Here is a 21,638-nt window from a genome sequence, read left to right on the forward strand (position 1 = left end):
AGATGTTTAAAAATCGATATGAAACTTTTTAAAGTACCAGTCATCATCATATTTTCTTTTTTGAAAATAGATTTCACGTTGTTTCATAATTCCATCTTGCAATAATTGTGATTCAAATTGTCTTGCTTTCCTTATTCGCGTCATTTTCTTACATTTTTGTATTCGCTCAGGCTTAAAATGAGAGAAGGCCATCCTTAGTAAATTGTAATAAACATCATCATAGCTGACTTTATAAGGATGGGCCTTTCTAAATACATGCAATATTTTCACATCAGGATGAACATGACAACGATATCCGAAAAGCCATAATTTGATCGAAAGTTCTACATCTTCATGACCCCATGTTTTAAAACCCTTCTCAAATCCGCCGATGTCGTCAAACACTGCTCTTGGAATGACAATGCATCCCCCGGGTAATATAGCCGTTTCAAATAATCCGTTTTGTTTCTGGTTCCATTTGATTGTAAGCTTTGGCGTTAGGGATTGCCCATAACCAACAATTTCAGGAGCCGTTGTGGAAGCAATTGCGGGTGAAACTGCATCTGTTTTTCCCGAAAGCAATGGTTCTAATAATCGGTCGATCCACCAATCCTCAAACTGCAAATGCGCATCACAAAAAATCAGATATTCTCCTGACGAATGTTCTGCACCTAAATTTCTTGCATTTGCAGCACCAATTCCGACTGTATGAATCAGTTTAACGCGTTCTTTTTTATCATATGTTTCGAGAAATTCACAGCAATTGTCTGTAGATCCATCGTTCACAACAATGACTTCGAATGGATAGTTTGTCTTAACTGAAAATAAAGAATCAAGAGTTGATTTCACGTTTTCACCTTCATTTTTTGCTGGAAATATTATAGAAGCAAAAAGATGAGCTTCATTCATTCGTGTCGCTCCTTCTTAAAATATATTTCTATACCAATGTATGATTATTACTAATATTTGTGAGCAAGAGTCCCTTTTTAAATAGGGAGCCAATGAACTACAGGTAAAAGGAAAAGTAAGATTTTTTCTAAAAATCAAAAAATAGGTGTAAGTCTACAGACAACTGTCTATGCCATTTATCAATTTGTGACATATACAATAATAAGTCAAAACAATCAAGGCTTTACCCCTATTATGATTGAGTGTCCTTTTGATTGCTTTTGATTCTATAAATATGAAGGAGTGAATGATATGAAGAGAAATACTAGTTGTGGTTGCAATGATCACAATCACCATGGGTGCCCGCCTCAACCGGATTGTGACAAAGCGCGTTCCATTACCTCGGATTGTGTAGCTGTACCGTTTATTGGAGGAGATGAAGAAACAACAGTCGTTCTTACGGATGTGGAATTGCAAGCACTTGTGGAAGCGAATATTAAGCTGCCTTCGTTTGCAAGGGATATTAAACAAATTCGCAAAAATGTTAAATTGACACAGTGCAAAGCTATTCCAGCCGGTGGAAATCCTAATGCTGTAAAGTTATTTGTCGAAGGTGTAGTACACAAAAATATTCAATTTGTTGAGGACTGCAACGGATGGGTGAGGGATTTTAGTGTAGAAATTCCTTTTAGATGCCATAGAGCTGTGTCCGTTTTTAACCCGCCTGTTTTTCCATTTGGCGAGTTCAGTGTCAAAAATAATGTTTTTGAAAGAAGAGAGCTTGCAAAAGATGGACATGGAGCCGATCGATGCACAACCGGTTCCTTATCTTTCGAGGTTTTTAATGAACCAATCCAATGCAAATTGCTTGCTGCCGCAGTGAACCAGTTAGATACTCTACAAGATTTTGATAACTGGGGTCGATTCGATAAGATTGAGGAGAAAATGGAAGTCTTTCTTATCATTAAATTGTTCCAAAAACAACAAGCACCTTTTGTACCGCCAACTCCATTCCCAACTCCTACAATCGGTGACGGTAGCGCAGCAACTTTTTCACAGCCTTCACAATTAACGATTTTCGACAGATTTAGACAAATTATTGGGCAATAATAAGTAATGTAAAAGGGTGTCTCATTTTCCGAGACACCCCTCAATAAATTCATCCCTTAATGTTATTAATCAATGAAACAACCCTATCCTTGAATCTCACATATGATTAAGGTGAATATACTGCGGCTGCAATAAATCGATAGAAAGATTTGCTCTTCCTTGAATGAAAAGTTTTGGTGTATTGTCTTGAAAATTTACTTCCTCATGCCATATGAAATTGATGCTATGCAAATGATGTTGAATATGATCGGCGAACTGTTCGTGAAATTGGCGGTGTGTGTTGCTTTCGTTGCCATTGTCAAACAAATACTTTTCATTACTGCTGCATGCTATTAATGGAGGATAAATCCAGTGAACATTTGTTGTTTTTTGCCATGGTATTTGAATTTTTGACGTATGAAAAGAATGTGTAGAGTTCTCGCTTACATATTCGATATCTGCAATTAAAACACCTGTTATAAAGATTGTGTTGGAAGGAAGAAGCACACGAATATCCAAAGAGTGAATGGACCAATCAATTTTTGTGATCTTTGTTAGTGGAAAAAATAGTTCAAATGAATCAAAAACCTCGATATCAATTTCCATATTAGCTAATAATACTGGGAGTTTTACGATTGGAAGAGGATCTTTCTTTGGAAGAACACTAATTAAACTTGGATTTTGCAAATTATGTTGGCAATTCTCCATTCTTTCTTCTTCTGAACAATCTTGTATTGATGAAGATTCTTCAAGCATCGATGAAATTTTTTCATAAAAAGATAAAGATATATCCTGAGAAGAAGAACTTTCATCTGTCAAAGAAGAGGATTCCTTTTGAGTTGAAGATATTTTTTCTTGTAAGGAACAGGCTTCCTCTTGAGTTGAAGTTATTTCATCATGCAAGGAAGAGGCTTCTTCTTGAGAAGAAGAATTTTCTTCTTGCAAGAAAAAGGATTCCACCTGGGAAAAAGAACTTTCTTCCTGCCAAGAAAAAGATTCATCTTGGGAAAAAGAACTTTCATCCTGCAAAGAAGATGATTCCTCTAGAGAAGAAGAACTTTCTTCCAGTAATTTTTGCATTGATTCCTTTATGATTGAATCTTGCACATCTTCGCTTTGGCTTTCATTGGCAGAAAATGATTTCTTTTCGATGTCCTTATCAATAGGGAAGTCAATTTCATCGAAACTGTTAGTTTCTTTATCAGCTAAACCATGATGTTCAACTGGATATTTGTAATTAATTTGCTCCTTTAAAATCGTTGAATCTTGTTCTGAAATTGAGTTCCCTTGATTTTCCACAGTATTTTTTACTTCAATTGTAATTTCTGAATTTGTTAATTGATCTTCGGGAACAGTTTTGGGTTCTTCTTCCTTTATTGAATCTGATTCATCCTTCACCGAAGCAAATTCATCATCAATGGAATTCTCAATGGAAAATTCCAATTCTTCACTTAAGCTCTCATCCCCGGATAATATTTCATTGCTTTTTTGTTCATTCAAAACGTTTTCTTTTATAATTTCAGTATTTTCTTCATGAAAGATCTCATTTTTGCCTGAAGTATCAGTTTGTGGTGAGATACCTTGGTCATTTACTTCTTTCATTGATTCATGATCCTGAACAAAAGAGTTCAATTGATTTTCCTCATCTGAAGGTGGTCTTTCTGTTGATTTTTTTAATTGCTTGTTGCTGATTTTTTGTTTCTTTTTAAAAGATTTTGTATCAGGTCCAACAACCTTAGGAGGAGGCAATATAAAAGGAGTAGCGACGTTTGGAGTGAATATTTTGACGGTTGAGGAAACTTGTTCTTCATGGCCAGTACTTGTTTTTCTATTTTGTATATCAGATTTATGCAAATTTTGATCGTAACTGCCGTAAACCTGATTACCTCGATTGTTCATCATAGTAGGGGTATATTGGTGAAAATTCGTATTGCTGCCCGTAAGGTCGGTTAGATAATCATTCCTTTTTTTTTGATGTAGGTTCATTTCATGAAAAGTATTCCTCTCATTGTTCATATTGCAATGGAAGGTATTGCTTAATGAAGCATCCTTTCCAATTCCCTCCTCTTCCTCATTTTTTAAATTGATTTAAAATATTGTCCAGTTGTACAAAAAATAGAAGTATAAATTTATCAGGATGAAACTATACAAACAGGAAAGGGGATTATACCAAAAAACCAGTATACTCCCCAAGAATTTCACACTAAAAAATAGAGCAATTAATCGCAGTCACAGTCGCAATCGCAGTCACAGCAATCGCAATCATCATGAAACCAATCGTCGTCGTTCGTTGTTGAAGATACGCGAATTTGTTGATTTTGAAGGACCTTTAAAGTAAGATCAAGTACCATTTTTTCTTCTAATGTTGTAAAGAAACCTTCTCCAATTGGGGAAGACTCAGGAAGCGGGATTCTGTCCGTTGCCTCATCCCATTCAATAATTTTACTGGAAATGAGTTCACAGAATGGCAGCTCATTATAAAACTGGGCGCTCTCTTGATGAAATTGGGAAAGGTCACTTGTTTGCAATTCATCTTTTTCAGGAAAACCTTTAGGCAATGGCTTTGAAACAAAAAAATCAAACTCATTGCGGTTATTGATTTTTGGCAAGACAGGCTTTGTTAGAAAGTCTTTGATTTCTGTTACGCAATCAAAAGGTATATCAACCGTTAAAGAATGTAAGTCTGAAGCAACTGTTGTCGATGTGTTTGGATCAATTTCTTTGGATGGGCTTGCATATTGAATATTTTTTCGGACCATACCTTTTACAAATAATTTGTTCGTTGGCAACAACAAGCGGCACTGAGTTAATTTTACCCTCTTTTTAATATCTTTTATTTCCAATACAGGTTCCGGGAATTTAATAAAAGTATCCTTAGTAATCTGCAAGGTAAGTTCTGCTAAAACGACTGGAACCTTTGTAATGATTTTACCAATTGAAACATGGGGGGGATGTGGGCGATTTTCACATGAACAATTATTAGTTGAACTTTTACATTCGTGGTTCATTTTTTTATCTCTGCTTAAATCAGACATTCGGGCTCCTCCTTAAAGTCAAGATATTGCATACTATGCAGTACAAATGACTAGGTATAGGTAAATGCCCATAGGTATTTTCAGATTCCATGATTATTGCCTAAAAACCCTTAATACTGTAAAAAGTGAATACAAACACTCAATTGATTTTCTTTTCTTGTTTTGGAGTGGTCTTTATGCCTTGAGATCATATTAAAAATAATCTATTTTTTTGAACATGGATTATTTACATTGTCAAATTTAACAGCGAAGAATATGTATATTAACGAGGACGTTATCACTTTAATATAGAGGGAAAAAGAGGCTGTCTCATAAGGGTCTGACCTCATGTGAATTTATCAATATATAGCACAATTATCCTACATTATGTCCTATATATTGTGTTATGGGGTCTGACCCTTAGGCTTTTGAGACAGCCTCGTCAACGAATCCCATTATTTACTCGTCAAAGTAAACCCGGGAGTCATAAGTCTTCATCTTAAAAAATTCCAGGGGTAGGGGGAACAACAGTTAGAGGCACTTGCTGATTTTGCAATACTTTAATCGTAAATTCTAAGAACATCTTTTCAATTATTTTTGTAAATGTTCCTTCTTCAAAAGGAGCATGGTTCGGCAGTGGTGTACGATCTACAGCTTCATTCCATTCTGTGATTTTGCTTGAAATTAGCTCACAAAATGGAAGTTGATTGTAAAACTGAGTACTTACCTGATGGAATTGAGAAAGGTCGCTTGATAGCAGCTCATCCTTTTCAGGGAAACCACGGCCTAATTCTTGGGCTCTAAAGAAATCAAATTCATTACGCGTATTGAAAATTGGTAATTGTGGTGGGGAGATAAATTCGTCTCCAGGAATTGTTGTTACACATTCAAACGGAATGTCAGTTGTTAAAGAACGTATTTGGGAAGATACGCATGACCCAGTTGAATCCGGAAATGGAGTTGCGTATTGAATATTCTTACGGACAAATCCTTTCAAAAATAACTTTAGATCGAGATCATCAGGGAATGGGTCACCATTCTCTGGGATTCCAGGCAGCAGCAGACGACACTGGACGATTTTAACCCTCTTTTTAATATCCTTTATTTCAAGAACCGGATCCGGAAATTGAATATTCGCAACCAGGCTAGTTCTCACTGTTCTTTCCGCCAAAGTAACAGGGACTCTTAAAATTACCGCGCCTCCTGGCCCCCCTGGAGTAGTGACAGGAGTTGCCTCTACACTCTCACAATCCCCAACGGTGGCAGATACATCTACATCAACACAATTATTATCTTTATTCATTAATTTTTCCTCCTTATGTTGTAGGTTCAATCTATCGTATGCAAACCTATAGATGTATGCAGTAGTACAAACGTGGATTTTTAGTATAGAAAGATAAATTTATAGGTGGACATCCTAAGATTTTCTTAAAATGAATGGGTACTAGCACAAACCATCACCCTGCCTGCATACGATTCAAAAGGAGGAGGGTATAAGAAGATGAAAAGAGAAAATTTTCTTGCTGTTGATATAGGGAATAGCTGGTATAAAGTACTGGCTTCTGACAATGGGGCAGTACATCAATACCAAATGCCAAATGCCATTGCATTATTTGATGATGAATTTTATGAAAAGCCTTATGATGAAGAAGATGTTGTTCTCGAAGAAAACCTTATTGTTGAGGTAAAGTCTAAGGTAATCGTTGATAAGCGAGAGATAAATTATATTGGAAAGGCGGCTGCCAGGCAAAGAGATGTAAGCCTTACTTCATTTAATAATCAGAAAGTAGATGAGAATCGAACGTATATTCTTCTCTTTGGAGTTGCTGCTTATCACGCTCTTTTGAGTAATCCCAATTCACTTGAGATCGACTATGATATCGATCAACTAGCTGTTTCGCTGCCTACTACCCAATATAAAGAGAAAAAAGAACTGTTAAAGCAGCGCTTAATTGGTACACATACAGTTATTTTTCATAAAGTGCCCGGTTTTCCCGAGCCTAAAGAAGTAGTTGTTAAACTCCATATATATGATGTGATTGTTGGTGCAGAAGGAGCATGTGCTTATTTGGGATTAACGCGTGACCAGGAAACGTTAGGAATTAAAGATGATTCCCTCATTAAAGATTCACGAAAAGGTATTATTATTGGTGACTTGGGGGGAGACTCCGTTGATTTTGTAGGCATTAAAAATAATAAACCTGTAGCATCTGTTGAGGGAGAACCATTTGGGATCAACCATTTTCTTGATAATATCATTCAAAAAGTCAGCAAAAACGAATTGTACAAATTCGATTCACGCTCCGAGCTGGAGGAAAAATTGGCTGCCGGCCCATCCGAATGGTATGTGGAACCTTTTGCCGGTGTCAAGAAAGATATTAGTAAATATATCATTCCTCAATTAAAATCAATGGCTGTCAAATACCTTGAACACTTTGACCGAGTTCGAAGCAGTTCAAGTGAAATCAAAGGTGCAACCCGGTATATTGCTGTCGGGGGAGCTGCAAAACTGGCACAAAGACAAATTCAAGAAGCTGCAGTGAAATGGTTAGAAAGAGGACGGCCGATTGAATTGATGTTTCCAGAAGACATGGAAAAGTTAAATGTTCTTGGACTAATGATTTTGGCGAAAATGAATCACCTGAAAAAACTGCAAGAAAATGCGGCTGAATTAGTATCCACTAAAGGGTGATGGGAATGTTTAGAATCTATACGGACAATATTAATAAGATTGCAATAACCGTTCCCGAACGATTTACTGATGTAAAAACAGGTAATACACATGCCGTTTCGCCAAAAATTCAAGAACAAATTGAATACCATGCAAAAAATAATACCCTGATTCACCTTGTTTTTTCAGCACTTAATAGTTATCTTAATCAAAAAATAACTAACGGATCTACTTCTGAAATTTTAAATGAGCTGGCAGAAATTAAAAAGATTTTGGAACACGGATATATTCCCGTGAACCATAAACCTGATTCCCTTCTAGTTGAGAATCAAAATTTACCGTCTAATGTGGATTTGAGTGAAGTAGAGGATGTTCTAGAAGCATTTGGTGGTTAAAAAGGTGAACTCAAAGCTTTGGGTTCACTCGCTTTTTATTTTGTTGGGGGACTTGCTCTTAATGATAGAAAGAGGCTGACCTTTAAAAGTCAGCCCCTTTTACAAAAAATATAGGATTATATAGAAACAGCAGGCAGGCAGGTGATGGCACAGAAGCAGGATAGATCAACGTTAATACAGACTCCTGTTTTAACTAAATCATCTACATCTTCCCAATCTACTTGACAACAAGGAGAACTAACGTGGTCTGCTTTGCAATTAGTGCATGAAACTTTATGATCCTTCTTTTCAAATTTGAATACAAGAAGTTCCAGCACAGCACATTTGTCATCCAGGTCCTTGATACGGAATATAAAAGTTTCAAAACAAACAAATTTCTTCTTTTTTGAATGATGTTCTCTAGAAATGGCGGTAATACCAGTAGCTTTAAAAGGATCACAATCTCCCTTGCAATAAAGGATAAAAGGGATTGTGTTTTTTTTCGTTTTTGTACACGATTTCCCTAATAATTCATCAATAGAATGTTTACATGAGATTTTACAACAATCATCTTTTTCTTTAGCCTTGTTTTGTGCCTTCAAAATTTGTTTTAATGTTTCTTTCACACAGTTGCGATTTTTATTGTGATCTTTTTGATCTTTTGGATCCTTGTGGTCTTTAAGTTCCTCATGATCCTTTTGATCTTCATGATCGTACCAACTAGTCATGGTTTTCAACTCCTTTTTAATATCAATCTAGAATTAACATATGGACTTTCACTGCTATTTGAGTGAGAAACATGCCTATTGTGGAAAAAAGTTTTGTGGAGAACGAGAAAAGAAGAAATTATTTCCTTCGATATTTAGTAATGAAGGGAGGGCTGACTAATAGTTTTGGGTCAATCTCCTTTTTCACGTATGAAAAAATCCAATAAAACAGGAACAGACTTTTATGTACGAAATTGGATTTTTTGGATACGATAATAAATGGACGATCGTTTCGATTTGTGTCCTCTATATATGCACAAAGAAAAAAATATGATATAGTAATATGACAGAAAGCTTTACTGAACAAGTGTTACATAACATCATATTGTCCACATCAGAAATACAGTTGTATTTTTTACGGTGACAATAAAGACAGGAGGATGTTTGCGTGTCAAGTAAATTAGAACAATTTTTGAAGGAAAATTTAGAAGATCTAAAAAGCAGAGGCCTCTACAACGTTATTGATCCGCTTGAAAGTCCAAATGGCCCGATGATTACGATTAATGGAAAAAAACTTGTCAATCTTTCTTCAAACAATTATTTGGGTCTTGCAACGGATGAAAGGTTAAAAGGCGCAGCAATCGATGCCATTAACCGTTATGGAGTAGGTGCAGGGGCTGTACGAACAATTAATGGAACATTGGAACTTCATGTAAGGCTTGAAGAAAAGCTCGCTGAGTTCAAAGGTACAGAGGCGGCTATTGCATACCAATCCGGATTTAACTGTAATATGGCGGCCATTTCAGCTGTGATGGATAAAAATGATGCGATCCTATCTGATGAATTGAACCATGCTTCAATTATCGACGGCTGCCGTTTGTCAAAAGCGAAAATTATCCGATATGACCATTCAGATATGGATGATTTGCGCGCAAAAGCAAAAGAAGCAAAGGATTCAGGGCAATACAATAAGATTATGGTCATAACAGACGGCGTTTTCTCAATGGACGGAGACATTGCAAAACTTCCGGAGATTGTCGAAATTGCTGAAGAATTTGATTTGATTACGTATGTAGATGATGCACATGGATCAGGTGTGTTAGGAAAAGGAGCCGGAACGGTAAAGCATTTCGGATTGCAAGATAAAATTGATTTCCAAATTGGAACTCTTTCGAAAGCAATCGGAGTTGTAGGCGGGTATGTTGCCGGCAAAAAAGAATTAATTGACTGGTTAAAAGTTCGAAGCCGGCCGTTCTTGTTCTCTACTTCTTTGACACCGGCAGATGTTGCGGCATCCATTCGCTCGATTGAAATTTTAATGGAAAGCACAGAGTTGAATGAGCGCCTTTGGGAAAATGCTAATTATTTGAAAAAAGGGTTAAAAGATTTAGGTTTTGATATCGGAAATAGTGAAACACCGATTACTCCTTGTATTATAGGAGACGAAGTGAAGACACAGGAATTCAGCAAGCGGCTGAATGAAGAGGGTGTTTATGCGAAATCAATCGTGTTCCCAACAGTGCCAAGAGGAACGGGAAGAGTGCGCAATATGCCTTCTGCTGCTCATACAAAAGAAATGCTCGACCAAGCAATTGCAGTTTATGAAAAAGTCGGCAAGGAAATGGGGATTATTTAGTTTTTCTGAGATAGAGAATTAGAAGTCTTTACAAACTTATTTTTTGCCAGAATTGATTTATTGGGAGATAGACGGAGGAGACAGCATGAAACGTATTTTTATAACCGGCGCATTAGGACAGATCGGATCTGAGTTAACAGTCATGTTAAGAAAAATTTATGGCACAGATAATGTAATGGCCACCGATATTCGAAGGAATGACAGTGAGGCAGCACAAAGCGGTCCATTTGCAATCGTCGATGTAACAGATGGAAGAAAAATGGTTGAAACGGCAAAACAGTTTAAGGCGGACACGATCATTCATATGGCTGCTTTATTATCAGCAACAGCAGAGGCCAATCCTGTATTTGCCTGGAATTTGAATATGGGGGGCTTAATGAATGCGCTTGAAACAGCACGAGAGCTCGGCTGTCAATTCTTTACCCCGAGTTCGATCGGAGCTTTCGGGCCGTCTACTCCTAAAGACAATACCCCTCAAGATACAGTGCAGCGGCCGGCAACCATGTACGGCATTAATAAAGTTGCAGGGGAATTGTTAGCGGATTATTACTTCCATCGTTTCGGTGTAGATACAAGAGGTTTGAGGTTTCCTGGCCTAATCTCATATGTAGCGCCGCCTGGCGGAGGAACGACGGATTATGCGGTTGAAATATATTATGAAGCAATTAAGAACGGCAAGTACACTTCCTATATTAATAAAGGAACATATATGGATATGATGTATATGCCGGATGCGCTAAATGCAATTGTTGCGTTAATGGAAGCAGATGGGGCTAAGTTAAAGCACCGCAATTCTTTTAACGTGACAGCTATGAGTGTTGATCCGGAAGATATTGCTGCTGAAATTCGCAAGCATATTCCTGGTTTTGAGTTAACATACGACGTTGACCCTGTCCGTCAAAGTATTGCCGAAAGCTGGCCAAACTCTTTAGATGCGTCTGCTGCTATAGAAGAATGGGGCTTTAAAGCAGAATACGATCTTGCAAAAATGACGGAAGATATGCTTCAGAAACTTAGGGAAAAATTAGGATAATTAACAATAACCGGGCTAAAGTTAACCATACTATAATGAATAGAGGATAATATGTTCTAAATAAGAGCATATATCCTCTTTTTTCATGCATAAAAGAATCGTTATTAAGATATTAAAAAGATGATCTATAATGTATAAATTAGGCAGGGGATTGCACATAGGAGAGGGACAATTTGCTTTAACATTCAAAAATAATGTTAGATTATATAACGAAACAATAGCGTATATTCAAAATACATGTAACAATGCGTATAGATTTAGTATTATAAAACTTTATATTAACCTTATCAATTAATAAACCATCTAGATTTTATCTATAAATTTTTGATAATACGAATCATTTATCGGAGGGTCAGATATGCCACACGTTCGCTTTGATTACTCGAAAGCCCTTGGGTTTTTTCGTGAACATGAACTTACATACTTAAGAGATATGGTAAAGGTGGCTCATCATTCTCTGCATGAAAAAACCGGAACAGGGAGTGATTTTTTAGGTTGCTGCAGAAACCGCCGCAAAGGAAAAAATAGAAAATCCTACTCTTATCATTATTGGAGAGGTTGTCAAGATGCGTGAGAAAATCAGCTGGTTCGAGCAGATGAATATCGATGAAAGACTGCTTGTAAGCGAGGGAGTATAATGGAAGCTATTCTCTATATCTGTCATGGAAGCAGGGTGAAAAAAGCGTGTGAGCAGGCCATTGAATTTATAAAAAAATGCATGGCCCAAAACCCTGTTTCTATTCAAGAGTATTGCTTTCTTGAATTGGCTGCTCCCACGATCGAAGAAGCATATGAAAAGTGCGTCCAAAGAGGCGCCACTAGAATTGTTGTTCTTCCTGTTTTGCTCTTGACTGCTGTCCATGCAAAAGAAGATATACCAAACGAACTTGAACGAATCCGAAAACGATTCCCGAACGTGGAAATGGTATATGGGAGACCAATTGGCGTCCACCACCATATGATTGATATCTTGATTGAACGTCTCCTTGAAACAAGGGAAGAGCTTAGTGAAGATTCCATGGTTCTCTTAATCGGTAGAGGGAGCAGCGACCCGGACGTAAAGCGTGACTTGTCTCAAATTGCACAGCTTCTAAAAAGGAAAGTTGGATTAAGCAGGGTAGACACTTGTTATTTAACAGCAGCAAAACCTGGTTTGGAAGAGGCTCTTTTTACTGCAAAACAGAGCAGCTATAGGAAAATATTTATCATCCCATATCTGCTCTTTACAGGAATTTTGATGAATACCATTAAAAAAACCATTAAAGCCCGCTTCGCTGAAGGACAAAAGGAATATATATTATGCAATTATCTTGGATACCACCCGTTGATCGGAAACATATTGAAGGAACGTTTTACTGAACTTTCGGGAGGCATCGACCGTGTACCCCATTATGCTTGATATGACGAATAAACTATGTGTGGTCATTGGCGGCGGGAAAATTGCTTATCGAAAAGTGGTTCCATTACTCAAAGCAGGAGCAAACATTCATATCGTTAGTCCGGAAATATGCGATGAAATAAACAAGCTCTGGATTGAACAGAAGGTAAAAGTGTTCTTAAAAGAAGCAGAAAAGGCTAACTATGAACATGCTTTTATGATTATTGCGGCTACAAATTCGAAAGAAATAGAAATAAATGAACAAATATATAAAAATACAACGGAAAACCAGCTTGTTAATATCGTAAGCGACCAAGAAATAGGGAATTTCCACATACCTGCTTCCGCAGTAAGAGGAAGACTTGTCATAAGTGTTTCAACCGGAGGGACAAGTCCGGCTCTTGCGAAAAAAATAAGAAATGATTTACTTGATCAATTTGATGAATCCTATGAAGGTTATCTAGATTTCTTGTGGGAAGCCCGCAAGAAAATCAAGAACAGCACTATATCTCGGACGGAGAAATCAAATCTGTTATTCGAATTGGCAAAGGAAAAATATAAAAATTCCGAGATCGAAAGAAACAAATTCATGACCCGTCTGCAGGACGTGTGAATCGTTTGAAAACAATGCCAAGTATCTATTACTTGTACCACACGTAAGTCGCAATAGGTAACCCGAAGTGTACTTAGTGGGACAACATATACTGAGAGGCTCGTATTTTAAAGTTACAATCTCTGAAGAAAGAGTGATTCGCAGGGGAAGGGTGACGAAGAATGAAAAAGTACTATTGTGATCGATGTCGCCGTTTATACAATGAAAAGGAAATTTGTACACCTTGTGGTTTATTAGCGTCAAACTCAATCTGGATTGAAGTCCAAAAACAAAGCGAAAGAAATCAGTCATTCGATACTGAGGGATCCTTCAGTTATTTAGCTTGTCGACAAAATCGATAAGCTTTTTTTTGTTTAGGAAACTATAAAATCTAGACCTTTAAATAGTTGTTCGTTTATTTTCGGTTTTTTAAGTAGATCATTGGGTTCCATTTATTCACTAGAACCCTGTTTCTTGACAGAATAATAGAGACGTGGTTATATGGGGTTAATATATTAACCAAATACTAAATTAAGTTAACAAAAAGTGTATACTTAGGATAAACACAAGTTGAGGAATGTGAGCTATAAAAAAGGGGGAAGCATTATGAAAAAGGGAAAGCATCTGTACTGGGGAGAAGAAATTAAAGCTGAACTTGCCCATTTAGAGGATATTTCTCAAAAGCGCCATCTCTTTACTACAGAATCTGCCGATCAGCCTTGGCTTTTGATAAATGGACGTAAGATGTTGAATCTTGCTTCTAATAACTATTTAGGGCTTTCAGGGGATGAACGGCTCAAAGAAGCGATGATTGAAGCGGTGAATACATACGGTGCAGGTGCAACAGCATCACGTTTAATTGTTGGCAATCATCCCCTTTACGAAAAGGCAGAAACAGCTCTTGTCAATTGGAAAAAAGCAGAAGCAGGTCTTATCCTTGGCAGCGGCTATACTGCAAATATAGGGATTATTTCTGCATTGGTGCATCGGGATGATTATATTTTTAGCGATAAGTTCAATCATGCAAGTATTGTTGATGGTGCCGTCCTAAGCCGTGCAAAACACCAGCGTTATCGACATAATGATTTAAATCATTTAGAAGCGCTGCTAAAAAAAGCACCGATAGAACAACGAAAGCTAATCGTAACGGATACGATCTTCAGCATGGACGGTGATTTCGCTCATCTTGAAGGTCTTGTTCTATTAAAAGAGCATTATAACGCGATTTTAATAATTGATGAAGCGCATGCAAGCGGAATATATGGTGAAAAGGGTGAAGGCTATGCCCATCATCTCAAACTTGAGGATAAAGTAGATATTCAAATGGGGACATTCAGCAAAGCGCTCGGTTCGTTTGGCGCCTATGTTGTCGGGAAAAAGTGGGTTATTGACTATTTAACGAACCGAATGCGCGGGTTCATTTATTCAACTGCACTTCCTCCTGCAGTAGTTGCTGCTGCAGAAACAGCGATTGAAATTGTGCAATACGAAGCAGAGCGTCGTACACTTCTCCAAAAGCATGCTGAGTATTTTCGAGGAGCACTTGCTGATTTTGGGTTTAACATTAATGGAAGTCAGTCGCATATTGTACCAATTGTAATTGGAGAAAACGAAATAACTATAAAGGTTGCCGATCGGCTGCAGAAAGAAGGGATTGCTGCTATTCCTGTCAGGCCACCAACCGTTCCTGAAAATGAAGCGAGAATTCGTTTTACTGTAACAGCAGCCCATACGAAACAAGAGCTTGAGTGGGCAGTTGAAAAAATAGCCCTTGTTGGAAAAGAGATGGGGGTAATTATATGAAACCATCACATCTTGTGATGCTTCCAGGTTGGGGAATGGAACAGGCAGCTTTTCAACCATTAATTGACCCTCTATCTAAAGTGTTTCAGCTTTCATTTGTGGAATGGAGAGGTGTGAAATCTCCAAATGATTTTAGAGAGAGGGTGGAAGAGACAATTATTTCTATTCAAGAGCCTGTTTTTTTGCTTGGCTGGTCATTAGGTTCACTTGCGGCACTTGAATTTGCAATTACATATCCCAATAGTGTAAAAGGTCTTATACTCATTGCTGGAACGAGTCGTTTTACAAGCTGTGAACATTATTCGTTTGGCTGGCATCCGCGCATTGTAGAACGGATGAAAAAGAAGCTGCAGAGGAATAAGGAAAAAACACTTGCTGATTTTTATGATTCGATGTTTTCGGAATCTGAAAAGGAAGCAGGCTTTTTTAGCCAATTTGCAGAGATTGTTCAACGTAAGTTTCAAGGAGATGACATATTTTCTCTTATAACAGGTTTGGATTATTTATTGCAGAAAGATATGAGAGTAAGGATTGGCCAGATTAAAACTTCATGCTTATTGATACATGGGAAAAAAGATGTGATTTGTCCGATCGAAGCATCTTCTTTCATTGGTGCAAAGCTTGGAGACAAATCAACTTTTTATGTTTTAGAGGATGCCGGCCATGTCCCGTTTTTTACAAAATTAGAAAAATGCGTACAGCTTATTATAAATTTTGTTCAAAAGGAAGTGGATACATGATTGATAAACAGCTTTTGCGAATGCGGTTTAGTAAACAAGCGAAAACATATGATGAGTATGCCAATGTTCAAAAAAAGATGGCAAAGAAATTATTTGATTCCCTTCCTAAAATGATGTGTGAACAAAAAATGGATATCCTTGAAATTGGTTGTGGAACGGGTTTTTTGACAAAGTTGTTAAATGAAGCATTTCCGAAAGCAAGAATTACTGCTGTTGATTTGGCACCCGGAATGATTGAAGTGGCACAAGAACGAATGAATAATAAGGAGTGTATTACTTTTTTATGCGGTGATATTGAAGAAATGACAATTGACGGCAGTTATGATTTTATTGTGTCAAATGCAACCTTTCAATGGTTGAATAATCTTGATACAGTGATTAATCGATTATGTTCCTTATTAAAACCAGATGGAAGGCTTTTATTTTCAACGTTTGGAAACAAGACCTTTCAAGAGCTTCATACATCTTATGAGCATGCAAAAGAAAAGCTTCAGCTTCCAATCATCAGTTCACCAGGACAATCATTTTACTCTCTTGAAAAGCTGTATCAAATTTGTAAACAGGAACTAGCTTCTTCATCAACATCTTCATTTGAAATAACAGGAACAGAGCAGTTAGAGCTAGAGCATTTCCAGACCGTACGCGAGTTTTTTACATCGATAAAAAAGATTGGGGCAAATAACAGTAATAAAGAACGCTCGTGCCAGCATCCTTCTTTTTTTCGAGAATTAATGAATTTTTACGAAATAAATTATCGGGATGAAATGGGCGTTAGAGCAACATATCATTGTTTATTCATAAATATTAAAAGAAAAAAAGAAAGCTGCCTCCATTCTACTTGAGGAACTGAGGTTCCTTTCCCCCAATTGCCCTTGGATTCTTAAAGGATAAAACTGGTGATTAAAGTCGATGAGATGTATGTGAAAGTCAAAGGTCAATGGATGTATCATTATCGTGCCGTTGTCAGAAGGAAATACAATTGATTTTTATTAAGCAAAACAAGAGATCATAAGGCTGCAACGGATAAGGTGTATAGAATATACAAGTTTCCCATATATATAAACAATAAAGGGGCAGGGGAGAAAGTTATGATAAGAAAACTAATAATGATTGGAATAGGAGGTACTTTTATAGGAGTGGGGATTAACTTGTTTCTCCTCCCTTCTCATCTCATAAACGGAGGAATCTTTGGAATTAGCCTGTTATTGAAATATCTATGGGGATTTAAATTGGGAATTACCATAGTATGCCTTAATATGCCAATTTACCTTGTGGCCTTAAAGCATAACCCCTCTTATTTTTACAATAGCCTGTTTGGATTGTTGGCAACCTCTCTTATGATTGATTTATTATTTCCTCTAAATGGAATCATTCATCTTCCAACAATACTTAGTGCCATCTTAGGAGGTCTCATTATTGGGATAGGGGTCGGAATTATGCTCAGATATAATACGTGCCCCGGTGGAATTGATCTCCTCGCTTTTTTGATTTCTAAATGGACTTCTATTAATGTAGGCTTTTTGCTACTTCTGATTGATACTTTTATTATTATGTTTGGTTTATGGATCCTTAGAGAAGAAATACTCTTATATTCCCTTATAACGGTTGCTGGTGTGGCTGCCATGGCCGGCATCCTGACATCATTTAAATCAATCGTATATATACGATGAAATGTAGTGTACTTGGTCGTTTATTGGATTTGGTAATGAAAATAGCACCTTATGTATCCAAAAATAAATTGCATTTTAATCAAACAATTACCTGTTCCAAATCCTATCAAGATTTAATGGGACGTATACTTTGTTTCCATGAATTTGCCTATGGATAATAGGATTCAAAAAATATCGGTCTAAATCACCCGATTCCTTCTTATGTCTGGCTCCTACATTGACTTCTAAAATTTTTTTAATATTCTCTTCATTCATTTGTATTTTCTGCCTCCTATTATTTATTGAGAACTTATATTCATAAATCGTTGTGTGTTTTGTCATTGATGTATGAAATCAGTTAGGGGCAGAAATGCTGTCCCGGTCAACATGGTTTTGACAATGACGTCATCTCTGAAATCATTGAACACAGGACGGTATAAAAGCACTGACTGTCTCCCTGATTTGGTATATTTTCCAATAAGATCTTCTTTAAGAAAATTTGGGGGTAAAAAGCTTTTTTATAATTTGTCGAAATTTAATGTTTCCATTAAAATTTCTAATTATGCAGTAAAGTTTATTTCAAATGAGGTTTTCATATTAAAAACTCACTCCTGAAATACAATTACAAGTCCAATTTCAGAAACCACCCAAGATGGGTGGCGTTATCTTTTTGTAAATGGAATATCGGCCTTTCGCCCCTATATCCCCACAAAAACAATATCGCTTCTCAAGTATTTACTTGCATCCAATACCATCTATCCAATACCTGAGGTAGCAGCCACCATTTCCGCAGCAACTAATTTAGCATAAGTAACCCTGATTGCTGTGCGAAGACCCGTTATGATGTCTGTTAGGCAAGAGGGGAGAATTATGTATAAAAAAACTTTCTGTTTTGAAGCTCCTAAAGTAAATGCACCAAAGCTCCCTTATATCCATCTTGTACTAACTCTAAAAATGTCTTCTAAACAGATTGGGGAGTAGGGAGAAAAATAGGATCAACCCATTTTAAATTTGTACTCACTGTCCAAATGATCAGTATCAGGGCAATACTGATGGTTGAAACTCCACTAATAGCCACTCGTTCTTTATGTACTAATAATTTTGGATTCATTTTATGTCCTCCTTCTTCATTAAAGTTTTAATAAAAAAAGCTCCCTTCATAAGGGAGCGGCCTCCCCTTCAAGGAAAACAGTGCCTGACTAAGTTTAAGAAGCTGGGCAATAGAACGCCGCAGTGTTGGTTTTCCGCTGTCGTTCCCTCACCAATAAAAACAGTGATCTTACCTATTGGGATTTCAAGGTCAAGTTCATTAATAACAATGGTTTCTCCATGTGAATTTGTTTGCCGTTTTATTCATAAAGATTCCAAAATCGGTAACAATATTTGTAATGCCGAAAAGATGGTGAGTAAAAATGAAAAAATGGTTTAAAAACAATCGCAACAAATAAGACTTGGAAAAAAAGGATGAGCAAAAGGTCTTTCTAAAATCTTATGACTATAAAAAAACTTTTTACTACAATCAAAAAAACAACACTCTCTTTTCTTTGACGTGGATGATATAAAAAAAATCATTCCAATTTCAGACCAAAAGAGTACCTGCAAAAGAACTTGTGATAGAGTCTGTTTCCGTCGGCAACATTTCAAAAACGAAAATTGCCATCCTTTATATCGATGGAATTACAGACCCGGAAAACGTAAATACGGTTAGACAGCGAATTCAGGGAATAGAATATGACCAGATTACAGACAGTTCTTATATTGTTCAGCTTATTGCGGACAACGTGCATTCTCCCTTTCCGCAAATGCTTGATACGGAACGGCCGGATCGGATTGCAGCGATTCTTGCTGAAGGGAAAGTTGCCGTAGTCGTAGACGGATCTCCGCATGTATTAATTGCACCAACGACGATTGTTGAATTTTTCAGTGCATTTAAAGATTACAATATACTTTGGCATTCTGCATCTTTTTTCCGAATGCTGCGCTTGTTTTCAGTTGGCTTTTCCATATTAGTAACACCGATATATGTAGCAACCTTAACATATCACTATGAATTAATTCCAAAGGATCTATTAAATACGTTAGTTACCTCGAGAAGGGTGGTTCCCCCTCCCTCCAATTTTAGAAGCACTGTTATTGGAATTAGTCATTGAACTCCTGCGGGAAGCAGGAGCCCGGCTCCCGACAAAAGTCGGCCAGACAATCGGCTCGTGGGCGGAATCGTTATTGGAACTGCGTCTGTTGAAGCAGGGCTTACAAGTAACATCCTTTTAATTATGGTGGCCCTTTCTGCCCTTGCTTCTTTCACTACTCCGGTTTACAAAATGGGCAATTCAATCAGGCTGATGCGGTTCCCTTTTTTGTTATTTGCTGATCTCTGGGGTCTGGTTGGAATTGTATTTTGTTTTTGTATTTTGTTGACCCATTTAATCAGACATACTTCTCTCGGACGGCCATTTTTAGAACCACTGTATCCTCCGAGACTGGCGGACTTGAAGGACGCATTAATCCGCTTGCCTTTTGATAAACAGCGTATGCGTCCGGAATATTTAAGAACCGAGCAGCCTGTCCGCTTCGGAAAGAAAAAAGCAAATGTAGTAAAAAAAGATATCGACGAATAGTAATTTATATTATATTTGGCGGTTTCCAAACGGTTGTCGGCATAGCTTTTTCAGCATAGATATCCCATTTTATCTAATCTTTATAGGAGAGTTGCGGAATTGCCGTTTGTTGAAAGATTAGAATATATAGGGATTTTCAAGTTGTCTCTTGATTATTCTTCCGAATATTTGTTTAGCGATTTGGATTTCAAGCAGGTTAATAAAACGAATAATCAATCTCAAACAACAGCATGCTTTATCGCAATCCTTTGTTTAATCATCTCTGTTACTTTTCAGGCGAGAGAAGAAATTAAGCTACTTGATGAATATATCTCCAAGGCGGGTTTTTGGTTTACATATGTTTATATTCCCCTTCTGTTTACGTCCGTCTTAATTGCAAAGAAGGTGAAAGGCAAATGAGAATGAAGCACTTTTCTTGTTTTATGCTTTGTATTCTTTTTTTATCAGGCTGTCTTAATAAAGAAGTTGTTGATGATGTCAGTTTTAAACTAGCAAGCGGTTATGATTATGTAAATGAGAAGGAAGTGCGCGGGACATTCCTAGTGCCTGAATTTTTGCCCGATAAAACGATTAAAAATGTTACATATTCTGCATATTCCCGTGGACCATTTGAAATAAGTAAAGAGATACAGAAGAAAGTGTCAGACCCGATTGTCCGAGGAAGCCTTGAAGTAATCCTTTTTGGAAATGAGCTCGCCAAAAAAGGGATCAGAAATCTTCTTGATTCATATGAAAGAGATGCAAGTATTGGGGGAACACTTATTTTAGGGGTAACGGAAGGGGATGCGAAAGATGTTCTTGAAGGAGAATACGGGAACAGAGGAAATGCCGTTTATCTGTCCCGCCTTTTTTAACACAACATGGCACCAAGATTTGCCTGAATCCAATTTAAAGATTTTCTTATCGGATTATTATCAAAAAGGCAAAGACGGCTACTTGCCTCTTATAAAAAAAAGTAATAAAAAAAAGGTCGAAATTAACGGACTCTGCTTATTCAAAAAAGACAAAGTAGTCGATGAGCTTTCCGTTGATAAATTATTTTTCTTTAAATTAATGACCGATCAATATAATGAAGGTACCACTCATGTTGCAGTTAACGGCAATAAAGCTTCGATAGAAATCATTTCATCAAAGCATAAGATGAAATTAATCGGAAGAAATCCATATAAAATCGAACTAAACATAAAATTAAAAGGTGAAATAACGGATTATACCGGAAATCAATTAACCGAGAAAATAAAAGATAACATTGAAAAAACAATGGAAAAAGAAATAAAAGAACAATGTACAAAGTTAATTTCAAGGTTTCAAGAAAAAAACATTGATCCAATCGGATTCGGCGCATTTATCAAAAGCAGGACAAGAAACTTCGATTTTTCAAAATGGGAAGATGAATATCAAAACCTGACAGTCGATGTAAATACAAAAGTCATTCTTGCCGAAGAAGGAGTTATTGAATAAAAACTT

Annotated in this window: 22 protein-coding genes and 5 pseudogenes; 18 read left to right on the forward strand and 9 right to left on the reverse strand. The window is 36.9% G+C overall.

The window, feature by feature from the left end; genetic code table 11:
- Positions 1-6: 6 nt before the first annotated feature.
- Positions 7-888, reverse strand: a complete 882-nt coding sequence (locus BMMGA3_RS06905; RefSeq protein WP_003349620.1) for a glycosyltransferase family 2 protein — start codon at positions 886-888, stop codon at positions 7-9.
- A 291-nt stretch (positions 889-1,179) separates the two neighbouring features.
- On the opposite strand from BMMGA3_RS06905, the gene BMMGA3_RS06910 reads away from it, so the two are divergent.
- The gene (locus BMMGA3_RS06910; protein ID WP_003349621.1) at positions 1,180-1,977 is read left to right on the forward strand and encodes a CsxC family protein; all 798 of its coding nucleotides are present in this window, start codon (positions 1,180-1,182) and stop codon (positions 1,975-1,977) included.
- 96 nt (positions 1,978-2,073) lie between these two features.
- Here the strand turns inward: BMMGA3_RS06910 and BMMGA3_RS06915 are convergent, their stop codons facing one another.
- From BMMGA3_RS06915 to BMMGA3_RS06925, 3 genes are all read right to left on the reverse strand, one after another.
- Complete coding sequence (locus tag BMMGA3_RS06915; RefSeq protein ID WP_155815647.1) at positions 2,074-3,942, reverse strand: ring-infected erythrocyte surface antigen domain-containing protein; 1,869 nt, start codon at positions 3,940-3,942, stop codon at positions 2,074-2,076.
- Positions 3,943-4,175: 233 nt separating this feature from the next.
- Entirely contained in the window at positions 4,176-4,991 is an 816-nt protein-coding gene (locus BMMGA3_RS06920) for a CsxC family protein (protein WP_003349625.1), read from the reverse strand.
- 478 nt (positions 4,992-5,469) lie between these two features.
- Positions 5,470-6,273 carry a CsxC family protein gene (locus BMMGA3_RS06925; RefSeq protein WP_003349626.1) on the reverse strand — a complete coding sequence of 268 codons (804 nt, stop codon included), beginning with the start codon at positions 6,271-6,273 and terminating at the stop codon, positions 5,470-5,472.
- Between the two features lie 198 nt (positions 6,274-6,471).
- Here BMMGA3_RS06925 and BMMGA3_RS06930 point away from each other — a divergent pair, with 198 nt between their 5' ends.
- On the forward strand, positions 6,472-7,662 hold the full coding sequence (locus tag BMMGA3_RS06930) for a ParM/StbA family protein (RefSeq protein WP_003349627.1): 1,191 nt from the start codon (positions 6,472-6,474) through the stop codon (positions 7,660-7,662).
- A gap of 5 nt (positions 7,663-7,667) precedes the next feature.
- Positions 7,668-8,036: a hypothetical protein gene (locus tag BMMGA3_RS06935; protein ID WP_034669647.1), complete on the forward strand. Its 369-nt coding sequence runs from the start codon at positions 7,668-7,670 to the stop codon at positions 8,034-8,036.
- 116 nt (positions 8,037-8,152) lie between these two features.
- Here BMMGA3_RS06935 and BMMGA3_RS06940 read toward each other — a convergent pair whose 3' ends face one another.
- Positions 8,153-8,743, reverse strand: a complete 591-nt coding sequence (locus BMMGA3_RS06940; RefSeq protein ID WP_003349631.1) for a CotY/CotZ family spore coat protein — start codon at positions 8,741-8,743, stop codon at positions 8,153-8,155.
- Positions 8,744-9,170: 427 nt separating this feature from the next.
- On the opposite strand from BMMGA3_RS06940, the gene BMMGA3_RS06945 reads away from it, so the two are divergent.
- From BMMGA3_RS06945 to BMMGA3_RS06985, 11 genes and pseudogenes are all read left to right on the forward strand, one after another.
- Positions 9,171-10,358, forward strand: a complete 1,188-nt coding sequence (locus BMMGA3_RS06945) for a glycine C-acetyltransferase (RefSeq protein WP_003349633.1) — start codon at positions 9,171-9,173, stop codon at positions 10,356-10,358.
- An 85-nt stretch (positions 10,359-10,443) separates the two neighbouring features.
- Entirely contained in the window at positions 10,444-11,391 is a 948-nt protein-coding gene (locus tag BMMGA3_RS06950; protein ID WP_003349634.1) for an L-threonine 3-dehydrogenase, read from the forward strand.
- A gap of 358 nt (positions 11,392-11,749) precedes the next feature.
- Positions 11,750-11,887, forward strand: a pseudogene (locus tag BMMGA3_RS17815) (glucose-6-phosphate isomerase); the annotation flags it as partial.
- Between the two features lie 4 nt (positions 11,888-11,891).
- Positions 11,892-12,029, forward strand: a pseudogene (locus tag BMMGA3_RS18265) (uroporphyrin-III C-methyltransferase); the annotation flags it as partial.
- Positions 12,029-12,790, forward strand: coding sequence for a sirohydrochlorin chelatase (locus BMMGA3_RS06960; RefSeq protein WP_003349638.1), 762 nt, complete (start codon positions 12,029-12,031; stop codon positions 12,788-12,790). The pseudogene BMMGA3_RS18265 and the gene BMMGA3_RS06960, both read left to right, overlap by 1 nt.
- Positions 12,771-13,382, forward strand: coding sequence for an NAD(P)-binding protein (locus BMMGA3_RS06965; protein ID WP_003349642.1), 612 nt, complete (start codon positions 12,771-12,773; stop codon positions 13,380-13,382). The genes BMMGA3_RS06960 and BMMGA3_RS06965 overlap by 20 nt, the downstream gene beginning before the upstream one ends.
- 585 nt (positions 13,383-13,967) lie before the next feature.
- Positions 13,968-15,164, forward strand: a complete 1,197-nt coding sequence (bioF, locus tag BMMGA3_RS06970; protein WP_003349643.1) for an 8-amino-7-oxononanoate synthase — start codon at positions 13,968-13,970, stop codon at positions 15,162-15,164.
- Entirely contained in the window at positions 15,161-15,904 is a 744-nt protein-coding gene (locus BMMGA3_RS06975; RefSeq protein WP_003349644.1) for an alpha/beta fold hydrolase, read from the forward strand. The genes bioF and BMMGA3_RS06975 overlap by 4 nt, the downstream gene beginning before the upstream one ends.
- Positions 15,901-16,746 (forward strand): malonyl-ACP O-methyltransferase BioC, encoded by an 846-nt coding sequence (gene bioC / locus BMMGA3_RS06980; protein WP_003349645.1) that lies wholly within the window; start codon positions 15,901-15,903, stop codon positions 16,744-16,746. Before BMMGA3_RS06975 ends, bioC begins: the two co-directional genes overlap by 4 nt.
- A 60-nt stretch (positions 16,747-16,806) precedes the next feature.
- Positions 16,807-16,923, forward strand: a pseudogene (locus BMMGA3_RS17820) (DDE-type integrase/transposase/recombinase); the annotation flags it as partial.
- A 69-nt stretch (positions 16,924-16,992) separates the two neighbouring features.
- Positions 16,993-17,574: a YitT family protein gene (locus BMMGA3_RS06985; protein ID WP_003349646.1), complete on the forward strand. Its 582-nt coding sequence runs from the start codon at positions 16,993-16,995 to the stop codon at positions 17,572-17,574.
- Positions 17,575-17,661: 87 nt separating this feature from the next.
- On the opposite strand, the gene BMMGA3_RS17825 is transcribed toward BMMGA3_RS06985, so the two are convergent.
- The 4 genes and pseudogenes from BMMGA3_RS17825 to BMMGA3_RS18275 form a co-directional block, all read right to left on the reverse strand.
- On the reverse strand, positions 17,662-17,829 hold the full coding sequence (locus tag BMMGA3_RS17825) for a hypothetical protein (protein WP_003349647.1): 168 nt from the start codon (positions 17,827-17,829) through the stop codon (positions 17,662-17,664).
- Positions 17,830-18,308: 479 nt separating this feature from the next.
- A complete protein-coding gene (locus tag BMMGA3_RS18745) occupies positions 18,309-18,425 on the reverse strand; it encodes a hypothetical protein (protein WP_335340664.1) in 117 nt (38 codons plus the stop codon).
- Positions 18,426-18,514: 89 nt separating this feature from the next.
- Positions 18,515-18,664 (reverse strand): hypothetical protein, encoded by a 150-nt coding sequence (locus tag BMMGA3_RS18270; protein ID WP_003349648.1) that lies wholly within the window; start codon positions 18,662-18,664, stop codon positions 18,515-18,517.
- Between the two features lie 93 nt (positions 18,665-18,757).
- Positions 18,758-18,906: pseudogene (locus BMMGA3_RS18275) on the reverse strand (cobalamin/Fe(3+)-siderophore ABC transporter ATP-binding protein); the annotation flags it as partial.
- A 233-nt stretch (positions 18,907-19,139) separates the two neighbouring features.
- On the opposite strand from BMMGA3_RS18275, the pseudogene BMMGA3_RS06995 reads away from it, so the two are divergent.
- The 4 genes and pseudogenes from BMMGA3_RS06995 to BMMGA3_RS18285 form a co-directional block, all read left to right on the forward strand.
- Positions 19,140-20,171: pseudogene (locus BMMGA3_RS06995) on the forward strand (spore germination protein); the annotation flags it as partial.
- Between the two features lie 99 nt (positions 20,172-20,270).
- The gene (locus BMMGA3_RS07000) at positions 20,271-20,570 is read left to right on the forward strand and encodes a hypothetical protein (RefSeq protein ID WP_003349649.1); all 300 of its coding nucleotides are present in this window, start codon (positions 20,271-20,273) and stop codon (positions 20,568-20,570) included.
- Positions 20,567-21,025 (forward strand): Ger(x)C family spore germination protein, encoded by a 459-nt coding sequence (locus BMMGA3_RS18280; protein WP_237712888.1) that lies wholly within the window; start codon positions 20,567-20,569, stop codon positions 21,023-21,025. Before BMMGA3_RS07000 ends, BMMGA3_RS18280 begins: the two co-directional genes overlap by 4 nt.
- The gene (locus BMMGA3_RS18285; protein WP_237712889.1) at positions 20,964-21,632 is read left to right on the forward strand and encodes a Ger(x)C family spore germination C-terminal domain-containing protein; all 669 of its coding nucleotides are present in this window, start codon (positions 20,964-20,966) and stop codon (positions 21,630-21,632) included. Before BMMGA3_RS18280 ends, BMMGA3_RS18285 begins: the two co-directional genes overlap by 62 nt.
- The last annotated feature ends 6 nt before the right edge of the window (positions 21,633-21,638 follow it).

The organism is Bacillus methanolicus MGA3 (genome assembly GCF_000724485.1).
Taxonomy (GTDB): domain Bacteria; phylum Bacillota; class Bacilli; order Bacillales; family Cytobacillaceae; genus Bacillus_Z; species Bacillus_Z methanolicus_A.